Source organism: Microvirga pudoricolor (assembly GCF_016892705.1).
GTDB classification, from domain to species: Bacteria; Pseudomonadota; Alphaproteobacteria; order Rhizobiales; family Beijerinckiaceae; genus Microvirga; species Microvirga pudoricolor.
In genome coordinates this window covers 450,499-473,973 of record NZ_JAFEMB010000001.1, presented here as the reverse complement: position 1 = coordinate 473,973, position 23,475 = coordinate 450,499, and the positions used below count along the sequence as shown (strand labels likewise).

Here is a 23,475-nt window from a genome sequence, read left to right as displayed (position 1 = left end):
CCTGTGACCACCGAAGCCGCCCCAGGGTCGGGCCGGCACCGGCAAATTCCGCAACGCATGCCCCACGGCGCGCTGTTGCAGCTTCGCCGAACCATGCCTGAGACGCCCCCGGTCCCTAGTCTGCCTTCGCTTTCGTCCGTTATGCAAGCGGGTCGATGCGCCGCAGCAACGGGAGGGCTCGCTTTGACTGTGGAGGAGAAGCCGCTATCTGCTAGCTAATCGTCTTTTCCGGCCCGTCGATCCTTAAGGCATCACTTTGTTGTTCACGCTGTCGTCATGACCGATCCGGCCGCCCCTCCGTCGAATGCCCTGTCGCGCCTCGTCGAGGCGCTGGGTCCGGATGCCGGACGCCGGGGGCTGCCTCCCGTCGAGCGCTGGAACCCGGCCTATTGCGGGGAGATCGACATGCGCATCGCGGCGGACGGGTCCTGGCATTACATGGGCACGCCCATCGCGCGGCCGGCCCTGGTGCGGCTGTTTTCCACCGTGCTACGCAAGGACCCGGAACGCTACGTGCTGGTGACGCCCGTGGAGCGGGTCGGGATCACGGTCGAGGACGTGCCGTTCCTGGCCGTCGAGATGGCCCTGGACGGCGAGGGCCGCGACCGGCAGATCGCCTTCCGCACCAACGTGGACGATCTCGTGCAGGCCGGGCCGGATCATCCCCTGCGCTTCGAGACCGGACCCGATGGCGGCGTGAGGCCTTACGTCCATGTGCGCGGCGGCCTCTGGGCCCGGCTGACCCGCGCGCTCGCCCTCGACCTCATCGATCTGGCCGAGGAGCACGAGGGCCGATTCGGTCCCTGGGCCGCCGGCATGTTCTTTCCCATCGCGCCCGCCCATGAGCTGGGCATGAGGCCGGATAACGCCCCATGACCGCCGCCGCCATCGACTCGGACGACTTTCTGACGCTCGCGCTGCGCCGCCTGCGCGCCGAGCCGCCGGACGCGCAGGCGGCACTCGCGGATCCGCGCGGCGACCATTCCATCGACGGCGTCCCGCTCCATCATCCGCTGTCCCCAAAGCCCGCCGCCGTGCTGGTGCCGGTGGTCCTGCGCGAGGAGCCGACGCTCCTGTTCACCCAGCGCGCCGCGTCCTTGCGCGAGCATTCGGGCCAGATCGCCTTCCCGGGCGGGCGGGTCGACCCCACCGACGCGTCCGTGCTCGACGCGGCCTGCCGGGAGGCCGAGGAGGAAATCGGGCTGGACCGCGCCTTCATCGATCCCATCGGTTACCTCGATCCGTACCTGTCGGGCACAAACTATCTCGTGATGCCGGTTGTTGCGCGCGTTTCCGTTGACTACGTGCTGAACATCAACCCGCACGAGGTCGCGGACGCCTTCGAGGTGCCGGTTCGGTTTCTGATGAATCCGGGCCACCACGAGATGCATTCGAAGGAGTTTCGCGGCCAGGTGCGACGGTTTTACGCGATGCCCTACGAGGGGCGCTACATCTGGGGCGTCACGGCCGGAATCGTGCGCAACCTGTATGAAAGGCTCTATGCATTATGACGCGCGTGGTGTTCGGAGAGTTGCTGTTCTTCCTCCTGCCCTTCGTGGTCTTCGCGCTCTATCTGCTGGTCCTGCGCCGCAATCCCTTCCTGTTCGAACATTGGAGCCGCTCGTCCCTGTGGCTGGCCGTCGCGGGTCTCGTCTGCGTCATCCTGGCCTTCGTAGTCGCGGGCACGCGGGCGGAGCGCCACACGGGCGCCTTCGTGCCCACCCACATGGAAAACGGCCGCGTGGTGCCGGGGCAATTCAGCCAATGAGCGATCTCGACCGCAGGAGCTTGAGCGCACTTCTCGAACGCCCCGCGCTCGCGCGCCTGCTGGCGGCGCTGAACGGGGGCGGCGAGGAAACCCGCATCGTCGGCGGCGCGGTGCGCAACGCTCTCATCGGCCGTCCCGTCATGGAGGTCGATTGCGCCACCACGGCGGCCCCGGAGGTCACGGTCGAGCGGGCCCGCTCGGCGGGGTTCAAGCCTGTCCCGACGGGCATTGAGCACGGCACCGTGACGGTGGTGGTGGATCGTGAGCCCTTCGAGGTCACGACCCTGCGCGAGGACGTGGAGACCAATGGCCGCCACGCCGTCGTGCGCTTTGGGCGCGACTTTTCGGCGGACGCCCACCGGCGGGATTTCACCATCAACGCCCTGTCGCTGTCCGTCGACGGCAAGCTGCATGACTATACCGGCGGCGAGGCTGATCTCGCGGCAGGGCGGGTGCGCTTCATCGGCGACGCGGCCACGCGCATCCGCGAGGATTACCTGCGGATCCTGCGCTTCTTCCGCTTTCATTCGGAATATGCGGACGGTCCTCCGGACCCGGAGGGGTTGGCGGCTTCAAGCCGGGAGCGCGCGGGCCTCGACATTCTCTCGAAGGAGCGGGTCAGGGCCGAACTCCTGAAGCTCCTCGTCACGCGCCGGGCCTCCGACATGCTGGATGTGTTGCTCGCCCACGGGTTCATCACGAATCTGATCGGCGGTCCCGGGGAATTCGGCCGCTTCCGGCGTGTTTCGAGCTTTTCCGACGATCCGGTCGACCGGCTCGCAGCCCTCGCGGTGATGACCGAGAAGCAGGCGGATCTTTTGCGCGATCGCTTACGCTTGTCGAACGGCGAGCACGAGAGGCTGAGGGCCTACGGCAAGGCGCTCGCCGTCCTGAAAACCCAGACGCGTCCAGTCGATGCGCTGGCGATCCGGCGGTTCGTCGCGAAGCAGGGTCTGGCGCCTGTCGATCTGGCGGCCCATGCGGTGACGGGCGAGCCCACGCCTGTCTTCGAGGCCGACGCTCGACCAGCCTTGGAAGCCTATCGCAGCGGGGCCGAGCCGATCCCGGTCTTCCCGTTGCGCGGCGGCGACCTCATCGCCGAGGGAATTCCGAAAGGGCCTCATGTCGGCGAGATTTTGGCGGATGCGCGCCACACCTGGATGGCGGAAGGATGCCCGACCGGAGAGGAATACGCGGCGGATTTGAAGGAGCGCGTGCTGGCGTCGCTCGGGGGACGGTAGGAGGGGATTGACCCACTCTTGACCTCATCCTGAGAGGTTGGCTCATAAATCTGTGGCGCGGTTTTCCCCTCCCCCTTGTGGGGAGGGCGAGTCGCGCAAGCGACCGGGGTAAGGGTGTGAGCGCTACATCGAACCAGCGTCGCGCTCACACCCCCACCTCCAACTCCTCCCCACAAGGGGGAGGAGAGCACTGTAGCGCTGTATCGGCCAGACACTCAGGATGAGGGTCGTGATGCCTATTGTGCCTCAAGGCCACCGCACCGTCGGTGGCATGGAGGACAGGATCGACGCGATGTTGCCGCCGGTCTTGAGGCCGAAGATCGTGCCCCGGTCGTAGAGCAGGTTGAATTCGACATAGCGGCCGCGCCGCACCTGCTGCTCGAACCGGTCCTGCTCCGTCCACGGCGTCGTCACGTTACGGCGGACGATCGCGGGATAGATCGCCAGGAACGCCTCGCCCACATCGCGGGTAAAGGACAGATCCTCCACCGGATCGCCGGTCCAGTGATAGTCGTAGAAGATGCCGCCGATTCCGCGCGGTTCGTTGCGGTGCTTCAGGAAGAAATACTCGTCGCACCAGGCCTTGTACTTTTCGTAGTCGACCTTGCCCGGATGCCGGGCGCAGGCCTCCCGCAGGGCCTCGTGAAAAGCCTTCGTGTCCGGATCGTCCTGCGTGCGGCGGCGGTCGAGCACGGGCGTCAGGTCCGCGCCGCCGCCGAACCAGGGCTTCGTCGTCACGACGAAACGCGTGTTCATGTGCACGGTCGGGACGTTCGGGTTCCACGGATGAGCGATGAGGGAGATGCCTGCGGCCCAGAAGTGCGGGTCCTTGTCGGAGCCCGGGATCTGGCCGCGAAACTCGGGTGCGAACTCCCCGTGCACCGTCGAGACGTGGACGCCCACCTTCTCGAACACCCGGCCCGTCATCATGGCCATCACGCCCCCGCCGCCGGGGTTGCCGCCGTGATCCTTGCGCTCCCAGGGCGTGCGAACGAAGCGTCCCGCCTCGGATGCTTCCGGCGGCAGCGGGGCCTCGACCTCGTCCTCGATGGCCTCGAAGGCGGCGCAGATCCGGTCGCGCAGGGCCGCGAACCAGGCGGGGGCTTCGGCTTGGAGGGTTTGGACGATGGCGGTGTCGGGCATGATGGGCCTTACGGGAGATGGGCGGAAGTTGTCTACGAACCTCATCCTGAGGAGCCGCTTCAGCGGCGTCTCGAAGGAGGCTCCAGTGCACTCTGGAAACGCCTCGTCCTTCGAGACGAATGGCTTCCGCCATTCCCTCAGGATGAGGCCATGAGACGGTTTAAGGGCTCGCTCAGGATGAGGGTGAGAGAATGAGGCCTGAGAGCCGGGGATTCGAATCGTACGGCCTCATGTCCCTGAATCCACTGGCTTTGGGAAGCCGTCCGTCTGCCGCAGCGCCTCCGACAGGACCATGGCGGCCGTCACGGCCACGTTGAGGGAGCGCAGCCCCTGTCGCATGGGGATCAGGATTCGGGCGTCGGCCGCGTTGTGCACCTCGTCCGGGACGCCGGCCGATTCCCGGCCCACCATGACGATGTCGCCCGGCCGGAACGCGAACTCCGTATAGGGCATGGCCGCCTTGGTGGTGGCCAGGACCAGCCTGGCGTCGGTGAGCTGCCGCCATTCCTGGAACGCGCGCCAGGAGATGTGGCGCGTGATCGGGACCCGGTCGAGGTAATCGAGGCCGGAGCGGCGCAGGTTGCGGTCGGAGACGTCGAACCCGGCCGGCTCGACGATTTCAACCGGGACCCCGAGGCAGGCACAAAGCCGCAGCATGGTGCCGGTGTTCTGGGGGATGTCCGGCTGGAAAAGGGCAAGGCGTGGCATAGATCCGTCTTCGGCGCACAGGCCGGCCGCGTCAAGCGGACAGCCGTTGGGTTGCGAGCCCGGCCGAGCCGAAGGGAACGTCCCGTCCCGGGTCGGCATCAGGAACGAGCATGTTCGAGTGGCTTGAAAAACGCATCGACCCTTTCGCCCCCTTCGACGAGACCCGGACCCCGCCCCAGTCGGTGAGCGGCTTCGGCTGGTATTATCTCAGGCCCATCCGCTGGTGGCTGGTGCTGCTGTTCTTCGTCTCGCTCGCGGTCGGCATCTTCGAATCGTCCCTCTACATCCTCATCGGCTGGCTGGTGGACCTCCTGGCGACCGCCACGCCGGAGAACCTGTGGGCCGAGCACGGAGCGGCGCTGCTCCTCGTCGGCGGCCTGATCCTGCTCCTGCGGCCGCTCCTTCATTTCGTCCACGAGATCATTACGAACCAGGTTCTCGTGCCCCAGAGCACGAACATGATCCGCTGGCGCACGCACCTCTATACCCTGGGCCACGCGCTGGGATACTTCCAGGCCGACTTCGCCGGGCGGCTGGCCAACCGCATCACCCAGGCGGGTCCGGCCATCCGCGAGATCGCCGTCACGCTCCTCGACACCCTGCTCTACGTAGCGATCTTCGCCTTCACGGCCCTGGGCGTCTTCTCCGGCATCAGCGTCTGGCTGGCCCTGCCCATGGGGCTGTGGATCGTCGGGTACGGGCTGCTCCTGCGCTACTTCGTGCCCCGGGCCCAGGTGCGATCCAGGGCCGTCGCCGACACCCGCTCGGCCCTCGTGGGCCGGGTGGTGGACAGCTACACCAACATCCTGACCGTGAAGCTCTTTGCCCGGGGCGCGGAGGAGCGCTCGGCGGTGCACGACGCCCTGGCGTCGCACACCCGGGCCTTCCTCAACTCGTTCAGGCTCATCACAGGCGTCGGCGGGATCTTGGCCCTCATGAACTCGGCGCTCCTCGTGGCCACGGGCGGCCTTTCGGTGGCGCTGTGGACGCGGGGCCTCATGACGAGCGGCGAAGCCGCCACGGGCCTCGCCCTCGTGATGCGGATCCTGGCCATGTCGGGCTGGGTCATGCAGACGGTCCGGGGGGTGTTCGAGAATATCGGCGTGGTCCAGGAGAGCATGGACACGATCTCGCGGCCCCACGCCATCGTCGATGCACCCTCCGCCCCCGCCCTGGCGGTGACCCGGGGCGAGGTGCGGTTCGAGGGCGTGTCCTTCCATTACGGCCGCGAGGACGGGGTCATCGAGAACCTCGACCTGACCATACGGCCGGGCGAGAAGGTGGGCCTCGTGGGCGCCAGCGGGGCGGGCAAATCCACCATCGTGTCCCTGATGCTGCGCCTCCACGACCTGGAGGGGGGCCGGATCCTCATCGACGGGCAGGACATCGCGGGCGTCAGCCAGGACAGCCTTAGGCGCGCCATCGCGGTGGTGACCCAGGACACCTCTCTGCTGCATCGGTCGATCCGGGACAACATCGCCTATGGGCGGCCCGGCTCGGGCGAGGCCGAGATCGAGCGGGCGGCGCGGCTCGCCCATGCCCACGACTTCATCCTTGGGCTAGAGGACCACCGGGGCCGACGGGGCTACGACGCCCAGGTCGGCGAGCGCGGCGTGAAGCTCTCGGGCGGCCAGCGCCAGCGCATCGCCATCGCGCGGGTGATCCTGAAGGACGCCCCGATCCTGGTGCTCGACGAGGCCACCTCCGCCCTCGATTCCGAGGTCGAGGCCGCGATCCAGGAGGCCCTGTCGACCCTCATGGAAGGCAAGACCGTGATCGCCATCGCCCACCGGCTCTCCACCATCGCGGCTCTCGACCGGCTGGTCGTGATCGACGGGGGGCGCATCGTGGAGGAGGGCACCCACGGGGAGCTCCTGCGCCGGGAGGGCCTGTATTCCCGGCTCTGGCTCCGGCAATCGGGGGGCTTCCTGGGCGAGGAAGAGGCCGTGCCGGTTTGACGAATCCAGGCTGGAACATCTCCAAACCGGTATGGACAGGCGGGCGGGAGCGTGTCAAAGAGCCCCTGCGCGGCGACGCCCAGTCGCATTGCGCGCGCGTTGGCGCGTATGCTTGTTCCTCAAAGCTCAGCTGCGTGGCCAATGTCTGGATTGTCAAGGCATTGCAGACGCGCGGTTCTCGTTTGTTGACGTTTGCTGGAGAGCCAAGTGGCCCACCCCACCCATGCCGTTGAACCCACACGGCGCGACTTCCTCTTCATCGCCACCGGCGCCGCCGCCGCAGTGAGCGGCGCGACGCTCGTTTGGCCCTTCGTCCAGTCCCTGGCGCCCGACGCCGCGACGGTCGCGGCCGGCGCCCCGGTCGAGGTCGACCTGACTCCCATCGCCGAGGGGCAGATCGTCAAGCTGTTCTGGCGCGGCAAGCTCATCTTCGTGCGCAACCGGACCCCGGCCGAGATCAAGGCCGCCGAGGACGTGAACGTCGCCACCCTGCGCGACCCGCAGGCCGACGCCGCCCGCGTCAAGGCCGGTCATGCCCAGTGGCTCGTCGTGTACGGCAACTGCACCCATCTGGGCTGCGTGCCGCTGGGTCACCAGGGCGAGTACGAGGGCTGGTTCTGCCCGTGCCACGGCTCGATCTTCGATACGTCCGGCCGCGTCCGCGGCGGCCCGGCCCCGACCAATCTGCCGGTTCCGCCCTATACCTTCACGTCCGACACCAAGATCGTGATCGGCCAAGAAGCCACCGCGTAACCTCCGGCGACACGATCATCAGGCGACATCCATGAGCCATTCCACGACCTACGTTCCCAAGAGCGCCTTCGCCAAGTGGTTCGAAACCCGCTTGCCCGTCGCGGGCCTCGTCCATTCCTCCTTCATCGCCTTCCCGGTCCCCCGGAACCTGACCTATTTCTGGACCTTCGGGGCGATCCTGGTGTTCATGCTGGCCGCCCAGATCGTCACGGGCGTGTTCCTGGCGATGTACTACACGCCCAACGCCGCCATGGCGTTCCAGTCCGTCGAGCACATCATGCGCGACGTGAACTACGGCTGGCTGCTCCGGTACCTGCACGCCAACGGCGCCTCGATGTTCTTCATCGCGGTCTACATTCACATCTTCCGGAATTTCTACTACGGCTCCTACAAGGCCCCCCGCGAGGTCCTGTACATCCTGGGCGTGGTGATCTTCATCCTCATGATGGCCACCGCCTTCATGGGCTACGTGCTTCCCTGGGGCCAGATGAGCTTCTGGGGCGCCACCGTGATCACGAACCTGTTCTCGGCGATCCCGCTCGTGGGCGACACCATCGTGAGCTACCTCTGGGGCGGCTACGCGGTCGGCAACCCGACCCTGAACCGCTTCTTCTCGCTCCACTTCCTGCTGCCCTTCATGATCGCGGGCGTCGTGATCCTGCACGTCTGGGCGCTGCACGTCCCGGGGCAGAACAACCCGACCGGCATCCCGATCAAGTCGGGCAAGGACGCGGTGCCGTTCACGCCCTACGCGACGATCAAGGACGTGTTCGCCGTCGTGGTGTTCATGCTCTTCTTCGCCTGGTGGGTGTTCTACATCCCGAACTATCTGGGCCATGCGGACAATTACATCCCGGCGAACCCCGCCGTGACGCCGGCCCACATCGTGCCCGAATGGTACTTCCTGCCCTTCTACGCCATCCTGCGCGCCATTCCGGACAAGCTCGGCGGCGTCATCGCGATGTTCTCGGCCATCGTGATCTGGGTGTTCATGCCCTGGCTCGACACCTCGAAGGTGCGCTCCACCGCCTACCGTCCGCTCTACAAGCAGTTCTTCTGGGTGTTCGTGGCGGTCTGCGTGCTGCTGGGCTGGCTCGGCGCCAAGCCGGCGGAGGGCTACTACACCCTCGCGGCCCAGATCTGCACCGTCTACTACTTTGCCCACTTCCTGATCGTGCTGCCGGTGCTCGGCTTCATCGAGCGTCCGCTGCCCCTGCCGAACTCGATCCTCGAGTCCGTCATGGGCGTGCAGAAGGTTGGGGCGGGCATGCCGGCCGGCGCGCATGCCGAGCCGCAGTCCAAGGGCTGAAGGCGAGCGTTGGGAAACCGATCATGATCAAGCGTACACTTCTCATCGCGGCCGCCCTTCTGGGCCTTTCCGGCCCCACCTTGGCGGCCGGCGAGACCCCCATCCCGCCGCAGCTCAGCTGGACCTTCGCGGGGCCCTTCGGCACCTTCGACCGGGCCCAGCTCCAGCGTGGCTTCAAGGTCTACCGGGAGGTCTGCGCCTCCTGCCACTCCTTGAGCTACGTGGCGTTCCGCAACCTGGCCCAGCCCGGAGGTCCGGAATTCTCCGAGGCGCAGGTTCGCGCCCTGGCGGCCGAGTACCAGATCCAGGACGGCCCGAACGACGCGGGCGACATGTTCGAGCGTCCCGGCCGCCCCGCCGACCGCTTCCCGTCGCCGTTCCCCAATGAGAACGCCGCCGCGGCCGCCAATGGCGGCAAGGCCCCGCCGGACCTGTCCCTCATGGCCAAGGCCCGTACCTACGAGCGCGGCTTCCCGTGGTTCATCTTCGACATCTTCACCCAGTTCGCCGAGGCCGGCCCGGACTACCTCCACGCCGTTCTCATCGGCTACGAGGAGCCGCCGCAGGGCGTCCAGGTGCCGACGGGCGGCCATTACAATAAATATTTCCCAGGCCACATCATCGCGATGCCGAAGCCTCTGAGCGACGGCCAAGTCGAATACCCGAAGGACGCCAACGGCCAAGCGCAGGCTCCCGAGACGATCGATCAGTATTCCCGCGACGTCACGGCCTTCCTGACCTGGACGGCGGAACCCCACTTCGAAGCCCGCAAGCGTCTCGGTTTCCAGGTCATGCTGGTGCTGCTCGTGCTCTCGGTCCTGCTCTACTTCACCAAGAAGAAGATCTGGGCCCGCGTGGGCGGCGAGGTCGATGGCCACGCCACTCCTCCCATGACGCACAATCCCTGATCGGGGATCGTCGTCACGGATCGTGTTGAAGGCCCCGCCAGTCGGGGCCTTTTTCTTGGGACGGTGCGCGCACGGCGCTGGCCATGGGGGCCCCGAGCCTCCATTGTCCGTCCCGGTTGGTACGGTTGACTGGATTTTGCCATGGCGAAGGCGGTATTGGGCATCATCGGCGGATCGGGGGTCTACGACCTGCCGGGTCTCGAGGACCTGCGCGAGGAGCGCATCCCATCGCCGTGGGGCGAACCGTCCGACGCGCTGCGGTTCGGCCGCGTCGGCCACACCGAGGTCGTGTTCTTGCCCCGTCATGGGCGCGGACACTCCTATTCACCCTCCGACATCAATTATCGAGCCAATATCGACGTGATGAAGCGGGCCGGCGTCACGGACCTGATCTCGGTCTCGGCCTGCGGGTCGTTCCGGGAGGAGCTCTATCCCGGCATGTTCGTGCTCGTGGACCAGTATGTCGATCGCACGCACAAGCGCGAGCACTCCTTCTTCGGGAAAGGCTGCGTGGCCCACGTGCCGTTCGGTCACCCGGTCGGGCCGCTCTTGCAGAAACGCCTTGCCGCCGCGGCTGCGGCCGAAGGACTGCCGTTTCGGCTCGACGGCACCTATGTGTGCATCGAAGGCCCCCAATTTTCCACCTACGCCGAATCGATGACCTACAAGGGTCTCGGCTACGACGTGATCGGCATGACGGCCATGCCGGAGGCCAAGCTCGCGCGCGAAGCCGAAATCACCTATGCGACGGTCGCCATGGTGACCGATTTCGATTGCTGGCATCCCGAGCACGACAACGTGGACGTGGCCTCCGTCGTGGCTGTGGCGCGGGCGAACGCCGCCAAGGCCGCCACGCTCGTGGCGCGGGTGGCTCGGGACTTCCCGTCCGAGCACGAGCCCTGTCCCGCAGGCTCCGACCGAGCCCTGGACGGCGCGATCATGACGGCCCGCTCCATGCTGGAGCCGCGCCTGCTCGAAAAGCTCGACGCCGTCGCGGGCCGGGTCCTGGGGGCCCGATGACGATGGGCCTCGCCGCCGGCGTCCGGGAGATCCTCCTCTCGATCGCGCATTCTGATAGGATCACCGGATGACCGAGCATCTCATCACCGACCTCAAGGCCGCCGTCCGGTCGATCCCGGATTACCCGAAACCCGGCATCGTCTTCCGCGATATCACAACCCTTCTCGGCGACGCGGGGGCCTTCCGGCGCGCCGTGGACGAGTTGGTGCACCCTTACGCGGGGCGGCGCATCGACAAGGTGGTGGGCATCGAGGCGCGGGGCTTCATCCTGGGCGGCGCCATCGCACACCAGCTCTCGGCCGGGTTCGTGCCGATCCGCAAGAAGGGCAAACTCCCCCATGAGACCGTGCGCATCGCTTATTCGCTGGAATACGGCGTCGACGAGATGGAGGTTCACACGGACGCCATCGGCGGGGGCGAGCGCGTCATCCTGGTCGACGACCTCATCGCCACGGGCGGAACGGCGGTGGCGGCCAGCAACCTCCTGCGCCAAATCGGCGCCGACATCGTGGCGGCCTGCTTCATCATCGACCTGCCTGATCTCGGCGGCGCCCGGAAACTGCGCGACATCGGCGTGCCGGTCCGCAGCCTCATGGAGTTCGAGGGACATTGAGAGGACAGTTCGGCATTGGCCGGTGCCGCTCAGGCTGATAATATGTATTGACATTGTAAGTACAATTTTACAGTCTCGCTGAATTGAGCGTCCTGTCGCTGGATTTCAAAGTGAGAAAAACATGGCCGCCTTGCAAAAAACCACTGCTGCGCGTTCGCGTCGCGAGGCAACCGTGAACATCCGCATCGCGACGGAGACCCGCGATCTCATCGACTCGGCAGCGTCCGCCCTGGGTCAGACTCGATCTCAGTTCTTGGTCGAAAGCGCCCGTCGGCAGGCGATCGACGTCTTGTTGGATCAACGTTTCTTCGTCATGGACAGCGACCAATACGAGGCCTTTCTCGCCATCCTCGATAGCGCTCCGCCTCCCAACGAGAAGCTTGAAAATCTCATGAAAAAGAAGGCTTCATGGGAGGCGTAGCTCCACCTTCGAACCCTGACGGCGAGATCACGACACCTGCCGCTTTGACACCGGAACACGATCTCAGCCAGTTCGATTGCGGGCAGTCTGCCTTGAACCTCTGGCTCCAGCAGAAGGCTCGCCCCAATGACGGCCCAGCCTCCCGAACCTATGTTGTCTGCGCCGGTTCACAAGTCATCGGTTATTATTGTCTTTCAACCGGCGGCGTGAGGCACGATGACGTTCCGGGCAAGTTGAAGCGGAATATGCCGAATCCGGTTCCCATCATGGTCTTGGGGCGATTAGCGGTCGACCACCGCTTCCAAAGGCAGGGTATCGGCGGCGGTCTCCTGAAGGACGCGCTCAAGAGGACGCTAGCAGCCTGGCGGCTTGTGGGCTTTCGGGCTCTCGTCGTTCACGCCAAGAGTGACGATGCCCTGACATTTTATAGAAGCTACGGCTTTATCGAGTATCCGTCCGCGACCAGAACGTTGTTGCTGCCCATCGAGGGCATCGCTCGGATCTTCGGATGAAGGCCCCGTAGCGCTACCGCTCCGGTCGGCGCTCCCAGAACACCATGCCGTCGAAGGCGAAGACCTCCTCGCCCTTCTGATTCACCGCCGTGTTGTGGTGAAAGGCCAGTCCCCAGCCGGGGCGGGAGGCGGACGCGCGCTTGTTGGTGAGGGTCGTGCGGTACGTGATGGTGTCGCCCGCATAGACCGGTTTGAGCCAGCGCATGTTGGTGAAGCCCGGCGAGGGCCCCAGCCGTGCCGGGCGCTGGCCCCGCGCGAGCGCCTGGGTGCGGGTCTCGTCCCGATGCGCGGCGAGGTGCTGCATCCAGATGCAGGCCGTGTGCCAGCCCGAAGCGCACAGGCCGCCCAGCAGGCTCTCCTGGGCGGCGACGGGGTCCACATGAAACCGCTGGGGATCGAAGGCCCTCGCAAACCGGACGATTTCCTCGGCCGTGAAGGTATACGACCCCAGAACGGTGGTCTCGCCCGCCACCAGATCGTCGAGATAGGGGTTCGAGGTCGCCCGCACGAGGCCGGTCCCGGAATGATCCGCACCGGCGGGCTTTGGCGCGGCAGGCTTTGCCGGCGCGTCGGGCCCCGGTTCGCGGCGGCCGAAAAGCACCCAGTTGGACTGGGTCATCACCGGCTCGTCCTGCTGGTTCAGCACCTCGAAGGCGAATTGCACGAGGCCCAGCGTCGGGCGGCTCCCCGAGGGTCGGCTGTCCGTGACGGTCACACGGGAGCGAAGGGAATCGCCCGGCTTGACGGGCTTGAGCCATTTCAGTTCCTCGACCCCCGGCGCCCCCATGCCTGTCGAATCGAGCAGGATCCCCTCCGCGAAGAGGCGCATGTTGAGGCTCGCGGTGTGCCATCCGGACGCGATGAGGGTGCCGATGAAGCTGTCCCGGGCCGCAACCTCGTCCACGTGAAACGGCTGAGGGTCGTACTCACGCGCAAAGGCGACGATCTCCTCCTTGGAGACGGCGATCGGCCCGAAGGTGAAGGTCGTGCCCGGCCGAAGATCTTCGAAAGTGGTGGTCATGGGAATTCCTGGCTGGCGGCCCGAGCGAAGGAGCGGACCGAAGCGGGGGGTCTAAGGCTCGAACTGCCCGGCCGCGTTATGAGCCAAACGGATGGGCTCCGGGAGTCGGAATTTAGGCGAACAGCGCAGGACGAGCTCCGCCGCCGTGGGAATATCCGCCATGTGCCCCGGCGAGATGAACATCGGGTTCTTGGCCGTACGGGTGCGCAGCGCCACCCCGATGGTCTCGCCCTTGTCGATGAGGGGCGCGGCCGACCCCTTCTCCGGCCCCAGGTCCCGGTAGCGCCCGCACAACAGCGTCTTGCCGCAGCCGATGGTGGGACGGCCAAGCCACAGGCCCATATGGCTGGCGATGCCGATGCGCCGGGGATGCGCGATTCCCATGCCGTCGAAGAGGAAGACGTCCGGCACGGTCTTCAAGCTCTCGAAAGCCTCCTCCAGGACGGGGCCCTCGCGAAAGCTCAGGAGACCGGGAATGCAGGGGAAGGGGGTCGGGCGGCGGGCCAGAACGGTCTCGATGACCAGGAACCCCGGATATGTCATGACGACCACGGCGGCGTGGGACTGCTCGTTCTTGACGCTCACATCGACCCCGGCGACGACCTCGACGGCGTCAAGGTCGATGGGCCGGTCGGACATCACCTCGCGGCGGAGGTCCTTCTGCAAGGCGATGGCCTCGGCCGGGGAGAGGTCCCAGGCGTGGCGGTGCTGGAGTCGCATGGGCGGCGCCGCCTAGTGCCAGCGCGCCTCGTCCTTGCGGCCTGCCACGGCGGACTGGATGGCGCTGAACGCGAACCCGCATGCCACGAGAAGCGCCAGGATCAGCTCGGCAGAGCCGAGGCTCGGCGACACGAGCGCGCCGCCGACCGTGTAGGCCATGTCTTCGATAGAACCCTGCATGGATCAACCCTCCATGCCCCTATAATGCCGAACCGAGCTGAACGGTTCGGCGCGACTTCCATTCATTCGGCCTTCAGGTGTTGAACCGGAAGTGCATCACGTCGCCGTCCTGCACGGTGTATTCCTTGCCCTCAAGGCGCAGCTTCCCGGCGTCGCGGGCCCCGGCCTCGCCCTTGAGGGACACGTATTCCGGATAGGCGATCGTCTCGGCGCGGATGAAGCCCTTCTCGAAATCCGTGTGAATGACGCCCGCGGCGCCGGGCGCCTTCGTGCCCCGGGTAATGGTCCAGGCGCGGGCCTCCTTGGGTCCGACCGTGAAATAGGTGATGAGGCCCAGCAGCTCGTAGCCCGCGCGGATCACGCGGTTCAGACCCGGCTCGGCAAGCCCGATGGCGTCGAGATAGTCCTTCTGCTCGACCGCATCGAGGACGGCGATCTCGCTCTCGATCTTGGCCGAGACCACCACGGCCTTGGCGCCTTCCTCCTTGGCACGCTCGAAGACCTTGGCCGAGAATTCATTGCCCTGGTCGGCGGAGGCCTCTTCCACGTTGCAGACGTAGAGAACCGGCTTCGACGACAGGAGGCCGAGCATCTGGAACAGGCGCTCCTCCTCGGGCTTACGCTCCACGAGGCGGGCGGGCTTGCCCTCGCGCAGGAGCGGCAGGGCGCGGTTGACGAGGTCGAGGGTTTCCTTGGCCTCCTTGTCGCTGCCCTTGGCGCGCTTCTCCAGGTTCTGGACGCGCTTTTCGAGGCTGTCCATGTCGGCCAGCATCAGCTCGGTCTCGATGGTCTCGATATCGGCGATAGGGTCGATCTTGCCCTCGACATGGGTGATGTCGGTATCCTCGAAGCAGCGCACCACGTGGGCGATGGCGTCCACCTCGCGGATATTGGCCAGGAACTGGTTGCCCAGGCCTTCGCCCTTGGAGGCGCCGCGCACGAGGCCCGCGATGTCCACGAAGGTCAGGCGGGTCGGGATGATCTGGGCCGAGCTCGCGATCCCGGCGAGCTGGTCGAGACGATCGTCCGGCACCGCCACGTCGCCCACATTGGGCTCGATGGTGCAGAACGGATAGTTCGCGGCCTGCGCCGCGGCCGTCTGGGTTAGCGCGTTGAAGAGGGTGGACTTGCCCACGTTCGGCAGTCCGACGATGCCCATCTTGAAGCCCATGGCCTCACTCCTTCATAGCCGGGTTCATCCGGCGTTCTATTCACCCTGGCCGGCTTTTTCGCCGGGCCGTTTCACGTCGGTCCAGCCCCTTGCCTCCATGGCGAGGTGGACCTTGTTCTGAAAATTCACGTCCTGGCCCGCGGCCAGGAGGGCCGCGTTGTCGGCGCAGGCCCGGCAGAGATCGTCGACCCAGGCCTCTTCGGCCTTGCCGAAATCGCCCAGCACGTGGCCGGTGACGAGGTCCTTGTGCCCCGGATGGCCGATACCGAGCCGGACGCGGCGGTACTCGTTGCCGCAATGGGCCGTGATCGAGCGCAGGCCGTTATGGCCCGCATTGCCGCCACCCATCTTGACCCTGAGCTTGGCGGGCGCGAGATCGAGCTCGTCGAAGAACACGGTCACGTCCTGGAGCGGGATCTTGAAGAAGCGCTGCGCTTCGGCCACCGCCCGGCCGGATTCGTTCATGTAGGTATCGGGCTTGAGAAGCAGGACGCGCTCCCCGCCGATCAGCGCCTCGGCCGTCTGCCCCTGGAAGCGCTTGCGCCACGGCGCGGTCGCATGGGCGCGCGCGATGGCGTCCACGGCCATGAAGCCGATATTGTGGCGGTTTCCGGCATAGCGCGAACCGGGATTGCCCAGGCCGACGAAAAGACGCATCGCTTCACATGCTCATAAGGAAAGCGCTCCGGCCTTGCGGTCGGAGCGCTGGAAATCCTGCATCGGGCGGATGCCCAGCGCGGAGGGGCTTTAAGCCTTGGGAGCCTCGGCCTCGGCGGCAGCCGGCGCGACCTCTTCCTCTTCCTTCACGCCCGTGACGGACAGGAGGGTCACGTTCTCGGTCGCGACGGCCTTGGCGCCGTTGGGCAGCTTGATGTCCTCGAGGTGGATCGACGAGCCGATCTCGAGATCGGCCACGGACACCTCGATGAAGTCCGGGATCGAGTCGGACGGAACCAGCAGTTCCACCGAGTGCTCGACGATCTGCAGAGCGCCGCCGCGCTTCAGGCCGGGAGACTTGTCCTGGCCGACCACGTGCACCGGAACCACGACCTTGATGGCCTGGCCCTGCGAGAGGCGCAGGAAGTCGATATGGACCGGGAAGTCGCGGACCGGGTCGAGCTGGTAGTCGCGCGGGATGGCGCGGGTCTTCTTGCCGTCCACGTCGATCTCGAAGACCGTCGTGAGGAAGTGACCGGCGAAGATCAGCTGCTTGGTCTGGTTGAAGTCGAGCGCGATGGTCGTCGGCGCCTCGCCGCCGCCGTAGATGACGGCTGGTACCTGGCCCTGGCGACGAACGGCCCGGGCGGCCCCCTTGCCGGCCCGGTCGCGCGCCACGGCCGTGATCTGCTTGATATCACTCATGGTCGTGGTCCTTTGAAACGTGTTTTGAAAAACCGAAGGCCGCCACGGCGTCGAGCCAAGGGCGGCCATCGGGTTCGCGCCCGTGCCTCCAAGGGTGTCGAGCGGGCGCGGGGCGGCTTATAGCGGCAGCCGCCCGAAAAGGCAAGAAAGTGGGATCCTAGTCGAACAGGCTCGATACGGAGCTTTCCGTCGCGGTGCGGCCGATGGCTTCGCCGATGAGTTGGGCGATGGAGATCACGCGGATGTTGTGGGCGACCTTCACGGCTTCGGTGGGCATGATCGAGTCGGTGATCACGAGCTCCTTGAGCTTGGAATTGGCGATGCGCGAGACCGCGCCGCCGGACAGCACCCCGTGGGTGATGTAGGCCGAGACCTCCTTGGCGCCGCTGGCGAGCAGGGCCTCGGCGGCGTTCACCAGGGTGCCGCCCGAATCCACGATGTCGTCCACCAGGATGCAGGAATGGCCGGACACGTCGCCGATGATGTTCATCACCTCCGACTCGCCCGCCCGCTCGCGGCGCTTGTCCACGATGGCGAGGGGCGCGTCGATGCGCTTGGCGAGCGCCCGGGCGCGCACCACGCCGCCCACGTCGGGCGACACCACCATGCGGTCGCCGGCGAGGCGCTCCTTGACGTCGCGGGCCAGGATGGGGGCCGAGAACAGGTTGTCGGTGGGGATGTCGAAGAAGCCCTGGATCTGGCCCGCGTGAAGGTCGAGGGTCAGGACGCGGTCGGCGCCCGCGTTCGTGATGAGGTTCGCCACGAGCTTGGCCGAGATCGGGGTGCGGGGACCGGGCTTGCGGTCCTGCCGGGCGTAACCGAAATAGGGAATCACCGCCGTGATGCGGCGCGCCGAGGAGCGGCGCAGGGCATCGGTGATGATCAGGAGCTCCATCAGGTGGTCGTTGGTGGGGAACGAGGTGGACTGGACGATGAACACGTCCTCGCCGCGCACGTTCTCCTGGATCTCCACGAACACTTCCATGTCGGCGAAACGCCTCACCTGGCACTTGGCGAGGGGAAGGTTGAGATAAGCGGAGATGGCCTCCGCCAGCGGCCGGTTGGAGTTTCCCGCGACGATCTTCATGACGGCAACTTTTGCTTCGAGTGACGGATCGGGCCCGCCGCGTCATGGGGGTACTCTCGCGCCGCCGGGCGAGGGGGTCTTAGCAGCGTTGGGGAACCGTCACAATACTCGGGACGCCCCGAATGTGCAGCGGCCCCGCCTTCGTCCCCAGCCGTCACTGGGCCGTCACTTCGGGCTCCGCGCCCGAGGCGGCGGCGGTCTGGAAGGGGGTCTCGGCCTTCGAGGCGGCGAGGAACTCGGCGATCTCGTCCATGCTGGACCCGGCGAGCTTCGCGAGGGTCTCCTTGTCGAGTTCGGACCAGGATGCGACCTTGACGGGGCTCGAGCCCGCCAGGCGCTGGGCCCGGCGCTTCTGGGCGTCGAACACGTCCCAAACATAGGCCACGCTGGTCTCGCCGCCGGCGGTTTCCGTGGTCAGGTAGCCGCGCACCCGGTAGCGGGCCTCCGTGCCGGTGCCGACGAGTTCCACCTTGCGGCTCGCCGCCGCCGTGGTCAGCTCGTCCACGAGGGCGGTCTTCACGGGAGCGGGCGCGCCGTCGATGCTCTCCAGCACGATGGGGACGCCCTCTGGGGAGCCGCCCCTCAGGGAGGCCGAATCGCCCTGGCAGGCGGCCAGTCCGGCGGCGAGCGCCATGGTCGGCAGCAGCGCGGCCAGCCGCAAGCCCTTCGTCTTTCCGGCCATGATCGTTCCCCTCCCGCGCCCCGGCGTTAAGGAACTTTTAAGCGTAACCGGAGGCAAGGTCCAGATCGGCCGCGCCCGTTCCGATCAGCCGCGGCGGCGCAGCCGGGCGGCCAGACGATCCAGGCCGAGGGCGAGGAGGCCGGCCGCCAGGCCCCAGAAGGCGGAGCCGATGCCCAGCAGCGTCAGGCCGGAGGCCGTGACCGCGAGGGTCAGGACCGCCGGAAAGCGCAGGTTTTCCACTGCCAGCGCGGAGGTGAGCGCTCCCGTGAAAGACCCGATGAGGGCGAGGCCCGCGATGGTTTTGATCAGTTCCGGCGGCAGGGCCGCGATCACCGCGATGAGAGAGCCGCCGAAGGCCGCAAAGAGCAGGTAGCAGCCCGCATAGAACGGCCCGACCAGCCAGCGCTTGCCCGGATCGGGATGGGTGTCCGGGCCCGTGCAGATGGCGGCCGAGATCGCCGCGAGGTTGCTGGTGCTGGCCCCAAAGAAGGCGCTTGCGACGGAGACGAGGCCCGTGACGGTCAGGATCGGGCGTGTCGGCGGGTTGTAGCCGGAGGCGCGCAGGACCGCGAAGCCCGGCAGGTTCTGGGACGCCATGGTGACGAGGAACAGGGGCAGCCCCAGGCCGATCAGAACCGCGGGCTCGAAGACCGGCGGGATCAGAACGAGGGTCGACAGGTCGAGCCCCGAGGGCAGGGGGCCGGCGAACCCGGCCCCGAAGGCGAGGGCAAAGCCCGAAAACAGCACCGCCAGGACGGCCAGGGATGGGCTGGCGAGCCGCACGGCCAGGAAGATCCCCACCAGGGGCAGCACGAGGCCGGGCTGAGCGCCCGCGCTCTCGAACACCGCCATGACGAAGCGGATCAGGATGCCGGCCAGCATCGCGGCCGCGATGGGGCCGGGGATGCCCTCGATGAGGCGGCCGAACGGCTTGATCAGGCCCGCCAGCACGATCAGAGCTCCGGCGAGCAGGAAGGCTCCCACGGCCGCCTGGATGGAAATGCCGTTCGAGGCCGCGATGAGGGCCGCTCCCGGCGTCGACCAGGCCGTCACGACGGGCAGGCGGTAGCGGGTGCTCAGAACCAGGCTCGAGAACGCCATGCTGAGGCAGATCGCGGCCACCCAGGAGGTGGTCTGGTCCGGGCTTGCCCCAACCGCCCGGGCGGCCGCGATGATGATCGCGATGGTGCTCCCGAAACCCACGAGGGCCGCGACGACGGCTGAGGTGACGATCGAGAGGCGCATGCGGGGCTCCGGGCTCAAGCTGAGCCGTTTAAAACATGTCAGGGTTCAGAGGAACGGGTCTTTTGCCCGTAATCCCGGCCCGGGACTCTTTCCTGGGGAATCCCGGATGCTTAAATCAGGGGCATGAGTCGCAACACCACCAACGACGTCCCGCCCGACATCCTGGAGAACGAGGACGAAGACGAGTCCGTTGCCGTCGAGGGCGGGTCGGACGTCGAGTTCGACCTGGAGGCCAATCCAGGCTCCGTCCAGCGCGGCACCGAGGTCATCAAGCGTTTCTGGACCACGCTCCCCAATGCGCCGGGCGTCTACCGCATGCTCGACCACAAGGGCGACGTCCTCTATGTGGGCAAGGCCAAGAGCCTGAAGGCCCGCGTGGGGTCCTACGCCCGGGGGCAGGCCCATTCCAACCGCATCGCCCGCATGATCGGCGAGACGACCTCCATGGAGTTCGTCACCACGGCGACCGAGACCGAGGCGCTGCTGCTGGAGGCCAACCTCATCAAGCAGCTCAAGCCCCGCTACAATGTGCTTCTGCGGGACGACAAGTCGCTGCCCTACATCCTGCTCACGGCCGACCACGAGGCCCCGCAGCTCGTGAAGCATCGCGGCGCGCGCAAGCGCCGGGGCGACTATTACGGGCCCTTCGCCAGCGTGTGGGCCGTGAACCGCACCATCAACGCCCTGCAGCGCGCGTTCCTGCTCCGCTCCTGTAACGACAGCTACTACGAGAACCGCACGCGGCCCTGCCTGCTGTTTCAGATCAAGCGCTGCTCCGGGCCCTGCACCAAGGAGATCCCGCTGGACGAGTATGACGGTCTCGCGGGCGAGGCGCGGGCCTTCCTGGCAGGCAAGTCGAACGCCGTGAAGGCGCGCATCACGGAAGAGATGCAGAAAGCCTCCGAGGAGCTGGAGTTCGAGCGCGCGGCCCGCTGCCGCGACCGGCTGGCGGCCCTATCGGCGATCCAGGGCGTGCAGGGCGTCAACACCCAATCCGTCGAGGAGGCGGACGTGTTCGCCATCGACGAGCAGGCGGGCCAGTTCTGCGTCGAGGTCTTCTTCTTCCGCAACTGGCAGAACTGGGGCAACCGCGCCTATTTTCCGAAAGCCGACAAGTCCATGTCGCCCGCAGAAGTCCTGGGCTCCTTCGTGGCGCAGTTCTACGACGACAAGCCCGCCCCGCGCGTCGTCCTGCTCTCGCACGAGATCGAGGACGCGGAGCTCGTCGGGGCGGCCTTGTCGACCCGCGCCGACGCGAAGGTCGAGATCCATTCGCCCCAGCGCGGCGAGCGGCGCCAGCTCATCGACTACGTGCTGCGCAACGCCAGGGAGGCCTTGGGGCGCCGCCTCGCCGACACGGCTTCGCAGCAGAAGCTCCTGGTCTCGCTGGGTCAGGCTTTCAGCCTGTCGAAGGCACCGCAGCGGGTCGAGGTCTACGACAACTCGCACATCATGGGCACGAACGCGGTCGGCGCCATGGTGGTGGCGGGCGCGACCGGCTTCATGAAGCAGCATTACCGCATCTTCAACATGAAGTCGGAGGACCTGAAGCCCGGCGACGATTACGGCATGATGCGCGAGATGCTCCAACGCCGCTTCTCTCGGCTGGTCAAGGAGAACCCGAGGGGCGACGAAGCTACAGCGCCGCCGCCCGAGGACGGCATGCCGCCCGACACCTTTCCGGCCTGGCCCGACCTCCTGCTCATCGACGGCGGCAAGGGGCAGCTCGAGGCCGCCCGCCAAGCGCTCCAGGAGGTGGGCGTGAGCGAGAACGACGTGGCCGTCATCGGCATCGCCAAGGGCCGCGACCGGGACGCCGGACGGGAGACCTTCTTCAAGCCGGGCCAGCCGCCCTTCAAGCTGCCGCCGCGGGATCCCGCCCTGTACTTCGTGCAGCGGCTCCGCGACGAGGCGCACCGCTTCGCCATCGGGGCCCACCGGGCCAAGCGCAAGCGGGAATTCACCAAGAACCCGCTCGACGAGATCGCCGGGATCGGGCCGACGCGAAAGCGGGCGCTCCTGCACCATTTCGGCACCGTGAAGGCGATCCAGCGCGCCGCCCTGGAGGATCTCATGAAGGCGCCGGGCGTCAACGCCGCCACCGCGCGCGCCGTGTACGACTTTTTCCACGAGCGGGCCTAAGGGCGGGCAAGGCCCGGTGATCCGAACCGGCGGACACGGGAACGTGACGCCCGGTTCGGCCCTCGCCCCGGCGCCACGCCTTGGCAAGACGGGGGCGGCGTTCCTAGCTCAAGGGGCGGCCTTTTCAGGTTGACGCCTTCCCCCCGCCATGCTTTCCCGATGGTATGAATGCCGTGACACCTACTCGCCGGTCGAAAGCCTTCAACCTTCCGAACCTGCTGACCTACGGGCGGCTGGTGGCGGTGCCCGTGGTGGTGGGGCTGATGTTCTGGCCCGAGGATCACTGGTCGCGATGGATGGCCCTCGGCATCTTCGCCGTGGCGGCCATCACGGACTATCTCGACGGCTACCTGGCCCGGGCCTACTCGCAGTTCTCCGCCCTCGGGCGCATGCTCGATCCGATCGCCGACAAGCTGCTGGTCGCCGCGGTCCTGCTCATGCTCGTGGCCGACCATACGGTGAAGGGCTGGGCCATCTGGGCCGCGATCGTGATCCTGTGCCGTGAGATCCTGGTATCGGGCCTGCGGGAGTTCCTGGCCGAGTTGAAGGTGGGTGTGCCGGTGAGCAAGGTGGCCAAGTGGAAGACCACCGCGCAGCTCGTCTCCCTCGGGTTCCTGATCGCCGGCCCCGCGGGCGAGACCGTCTTGCCGGGCACGATCATGATCGGCACTGTCTTGCTGTGGGTCGCGGCCGTTCTCACGCTCTACACGGGTTGGGACTACCTGAAGACGGGAATCCACCACATGATGCGGGAGTGAGCCCCGTGAAGCTCGTCTATTTCGCTTGGGTCCGGGAGCGCATCGGGAAGGCCGAGGAGGAAGTCAGCCTGCCCGATGGGCTGGTGACGGTCGCCGACCTCGTGGCCTGGCTGAAGGGCCGGGGCGAGGAATACGACTACGCCTTCGAGAATGAAAGCGTGGTGCGCGCCGCCATCGACCACGTGCACGTCAAGCCCGACGCTCTCCTGGGTCACGCGCGGGAAATCGCCTTTTTCCCCCCGATGACGGGCGGATAGCATGCCCGCACTGGTCCGGGTCCAGGCCGAGCCCTTCGACGTGGCCGCCGAGACGGCCCTGCTGACCCGGGGGCGGGCGGATATCGGCGCCGTCGTGACGTTCACGGGCCTGTGCCGGGACGAGGGCGGGCGTCTCGATGCGCTGGAGCTCGAGCATTATCCGGGGATGGCCGAGGCCGAGATCAGCCGAGTGGCGGCCCAAGCCGAGGAGCGCTGGCCGCTCCTGGGGCTGACGGTGATCCACCGGTTCGGCCGTATCGCGCCCGGTGAGCCGATCGTGCTCGTCCTGGCGGCCTCCATTCATCGGCGGGCAGCCTTCGAAGCCGCCGATTTCCTGATGGATTACCTCAAGACCCAGGCGCCGTTCTGGAAGCGCGAGCATCTTCGGCAAGGTGGGGCGGGTTCGTGGGTTCAGGCCAAGGCCGAGGACGACCGGGCGGCGCAGCGATGGGCCGAGCCTCCCTCCGGACCGGATGGCGGCCAGATATAAGGCCAA

The 23,475-nt window shown here is 66.9% G+C and carries 27 protein-coding genes; 16 read left to right on the top strand and 11 right to left on the bottom strand.

The features are described from left to right. Positions 1-276 precede the first annotated feature (276 nt). The 4 genes from ILT42_RS02265 to ILT42_RS02250 are packed head-to-tail and all read left to right on the top strand — an operon-like array spanning position 277 to position 3,009. Complete coding sequence (locus ILT42_RS02265) at positions 277-876, top strand: DUF1285 domain-containing protein (protein ID WP_204213686.1); 600 nt, start codon at positions 277-279, stop codon at positions 874-876. After that, positions 873-1,511, top strand: coding sequence for a CoA pyrophosphatase (locus tag ILT42_RS02260; RefSeq protein ID WP_204213685.1), 639 nt, complete (start codon positions 873-875; stop codon positions 1,509-1,511). The genes ILT42_RS02265 and ILT42_RS02260 overlap by 4 nt, the downstream gene beginning before the upstream one ends. Next, the gene (locus ILT42_RS02255) at positions 1,508-1,768 is read left to right on the top strand and encodes a DUF6111 family protein (protein ID WP_204213684.1); all 261 of its coding nucleotides are present in this window, start codon (positions 1,508-1,510) and stop codon (positions 1,766-1,768) included. Before ILT42_RS02260 ends, ILT42_RS02255 begins: the two co-directional genes overlap by 4 nt. Continuing rightward, positions 1,765-3,009, top strand: a complete 1,245-nt coding sequence (locus ILT42_RS02250) for a CCA tRNA nucleotidyltransferase (protein ID WP_204213683.1) — start codon at positions 1,765-1,767, stop codon at positions 3,007-3,009. The genes ILT42_RS02255 and ILT42_RS02250 overlap by 4 nt, the downstream gene beginning before the upstream one ends. A 246-nt stretch (positions 3,010-3,255) precedes the next feature. Here the strand turns inward: ILT42_RS02250 and hemF are convergent, their stop codons facing one another. After that, positions 3,256-4,152: an oxygen-dependent coproporphyrinogen oxidase gene (hemF, locus tag ILT42_RS02245; RefSeq protein ID WP_204213682.1), complete on the bottom strand. Its 897-nt coding sequence runs from the start codon at positions 4,150-4,152 to the stop codon at positions 3,256-3,258. A 228-nt stretch (positions 4,153-4,380) separates the two neighbouring features. Then, complete coding sequence (locus tag ILT42_RS02240) at positions 4,381-4,860, bottom strand: tRNA (cytidine(34)-2'-O)-methyltransferase (RefSeq protein WP_204213681.1); 480 nt, start codon at positions 4,858-4,860, stop codon at positions 4,381-4,383. A 110-nt stretch (positions 4,861-4,970) separates the two neighbouring features. On the opposite strand from ILT42_RS02240, the gene ILT42_RS02235 reads away from it, so the two are divergent. The 8 genes from ILT42_RS02235 to ILT42_RS02200 all read left to right on the top strand — a co-directional run bounded on the left by ILT42_RS02235 (position 4,971) and on the right by ILT42_RS02200 (position 12,354). Continuing rightward, a complete protein-coding gene (locus ILT42_RS02235) occupies positions 4,971-6,818 on the top strand; it encodes an ABC transporter ATP-binding protein (protein ID WP_204213680.1) in 1,848 nt (615 codons plus the stop codon). A gap of 207 nt (positions 6,819-7,025) precedes the next feature. After that, positions 7,026-7,571, top strand: a complete 546-nt coding sequence (gene petA / locus ILT42_RS02230) for a ubiquinol-cytochrome c reductase iron-sulfur subunit (RefSeq protein ID WP_204213679.1) — start codon at positions 7,026-7,028, stop codon at positions 7,569-7,571. A gap of 31 nt (positions 7,572-7,602) precedes the next feature. Continuing rightward, entirely contained in the window at positions 7,603-8,880 is a 1,278-nt protein-coding gene (locus ILT42_RS02225; RefSeq protein ID WP_204213678.1) for a cytochrome b, read from the top strand. Positions 8,881-8,903: 23 nt separating this feature from the next. Next, a complete protein-coding gene (locus ILT42_RS02220; protein WP_204213677.1) occupies positions 8,904-9,788 on the top strand; it encodes a cytochrome c1 in 885 nt (294 codons plus the stop codon). A 141-nt stretch (positions 9,789-9,929) separates the two neighbouring features. After that, on the top strand, positions 9,930-10,808 hold the full coding sequence (locus ILT42_RS02215; RefSeq protein WP_204213676.1) for an S-methyl-5'-thioadenosine phosphorylase: 879 nt from the start codon (positions 9,930-9,932) through the stop codon (positions 10,806-10,808). Positions 10,809-10,875: 67 nt separating this feature from the next. Next, positions 10,876-11,421 carry an adenine phosphoribosyltransferase gene (locus tag ILT42_RS02210; RefSeq protein WP_204213675.1) on the top strand — a complete coding sequence of 182 codons (546 nt, stop codon included), beginning with the start codon at positions 10,876-10,878 and terminating at the stop codon, positions 11,419-11,421. A gap of 121 nt (positions 11,422-11,542) precedes the next feature. Beyond that, positions 11,543-11,842 carry a type II toxin-antitoxin system TacA family antitoxin gene (locus ILT42_RS02205; RefSeq protein WP_204213674.1) on the top strand — a complete coding sequence of 100 codons (300 nt, stop codon included), beginning with the start codon at positions 11,543-11,545 and terminating at the stop codon, positions 11,840-11,842. Continuing rightward, complete coding sequence (locus ILT42_RS02200) at positions 11,830-12,354, top strand: GNAT family N-acetyltransferase (RefSeq protein ID WP_204213673.1); 525 nt, start codon at positions 11,830-11,832, stop codon at positions 12,352-12,354. The genes ILT42_RS02205 and ILT42_RS02200 overlap by 13 nt, the downstream gene beginning before the upstream one ends. Before the next feature lie 13 nt (positions 12,355-12,367). Here the strand turns inward: ILT42_RS02200 and ILT42_RS02195 are convergent, their stop codons facing one another. From ILT42_RS02195 to ILT42_RS02155, 9 genes are all read right to left on the bottom strand, one after another. Further along, positions 12,368-13,375, bottom strand: coding sequence for a MaoC family dehydratase (locus tag ILT42_RS02195; RefSeq protein WP_204213672.1), 1,008 nt, complete (start codon positions 13,373-13,375; stop codon positions 12,368-12,370). Between the two features lie 51 nt (positions 13,376-13,426). Continuing rightward, positions 13,427-14,095, bottom strand: a complete 669-nt coding sequence (gene nfi, locus ILT42_RS02190; protein WP_204213671.1) for a deoxyribonuclease V — start codon at positions 14,093-14,095, stop codon at positions 13,427-13,429. 12 nt (positions 14,096-14,107) lie between these two features. Next, the gene (locus ILT42_RS02185; RefSeq protein WP_204213670.1) at positions 14,108-14,275 is read right to left on the bottom strand and encodes a hypothetical protein; all 168 of its coding nucleotides are present in this window, start codon (positions 14,273-14,275) and stop codon (positions 14,108-14,110) included. Positions 14,276-14,348: 73 nt separating this feature from the next. Continuing rightward, positions 14,349-15,446 carry a redox-regulated ATPase YchF gene (ychF, locus tag ILT42_RS02180; RefSeq protein WP_204213669.1) on the bottom strand — a complete coding sequence of 366 codons (1,098 nt, stop codon included), beginning with the start codon at positions 15,444-15,446 and terminating at the stop codon, positions 14,349-14,351. A gap of 36 nt (positions 15,447-15,482) precedes the next feature. Continuing rightward, a complete protein-coding gene (gene pth / locus ILT42_RS02175) occupies positions 15,483-16,103 on the bottom strand; it encodes an aminoacyl-tRNA hydrolase (protein WP_204213668.1) in 621 nt (206 codons plus the stop codon). 90 nt (positions 16,104-16,193) lie between these two features. Further along, positions 16,194-16,808, bottom strand: a complete 615-nt coding sequence (locus ILT42_RS02170) for a 50S ribosomal protein L25/general stress protein Ctc (protein ID WP_204213667.1) — start codon at positions 16,806-16,808, stop codon at positions 16,194-16,196. A 157-nt stretch (positions 16,809-16,965) separates the two neighbouring features. Next, entirely contained in the window at positions 16,966-17,895 is a 930-nt protein-coding gene (locus ILT42_RS02165) for a ribose-phosphate pyrophosphokinase (protein WP_204213666.1), read from the bottom strand. Between the two features lie 154 nt (positions 17,896-18,049). Next, on the bottom strand, positions 18,050-18,577 hold the full coding sequence (locus ILT42_RS02160; RefSeq protein WP_204213665.1) for a hypothetical protein: 528 nt from the start codon (positions 18,575-18,577) through the stop codon (positions 18,050-18,052). Between the two features lie 84 nt (positions 18,578-18,661). After that, positions 18,662-19,822, bottom strand: coding sequence for a benzoate/H(+) symporter BenE family transporter (locus tag ILT42_RS02155; RefSeq protein ID WP_204213664.1), 1,161 nt, complete (start codon positions 19,820-19,822; stop codon positions 18,662-18,664). 123 nt (positions 19,823-19,945) lie between these two features. Here ILT42_RS02155 and uvrC point away from each other — a divergent pair, with 123 nt between their 5' ends. The 4 genes from uvrC to ILT42_RS02135 all read left to right on the top strand — a co-directional run bounded on the left by uvrC (position 19,946) and on the right by ILT42_RS02135 (position 23,469). Continuing rightward, positions 19,946-21,964, top strand: coding sequence for an excinuclease ABC subunit UvrC (uvrC, locus tag ILT42_RS02150; protein WP_204213663.1), 2,019 nt, complete (start codon positions 19,946-19,948; stop codon positions 21,962-21,964). Positions 21,965-22,128: 164 nt separating this feature from the next. Then, positions 22,129-22,722, top strand: coding sequence for a CDP-diacylglycerol--glycerol-3-phosphate 3-phosphatidyltransferase (gene pgsA, locus ILT42_RS02145; protein WP_204213662.1), 594 nt, complete (start codon positions 22,129-22,131; stop codon positions 22,720-22,722). A 5-nt stretch (positions 22,723-22,727) separates the two neighbouring features. Beyond that, positions 22,728-22,979 (top strand): molybdopterin converting factor subunit 1, encoded by a 252-nt coding sequence (gene moaD / locus ILT42_RS02140; protein ID WP_324617709.1) that lies wholly within the window; start codon positions 22,728-22,730, stop codon positions 22,977-22,979. 1 nt (position 22,980) lies between these two features. Beyond that, on the top strand, positions 22,981-23,469 hold the full coding sequence (locus ILT42_RS02135) for a molybdenum cofactor biosynthesis protein MoaE (protein WP_204213660.1): 489 nt from the start codon (positions 22,981-22,983) through the stop codon (positions 23,467-23,469). Positions 23,470-23,475 lie beyond the last annotated feature (6 nt).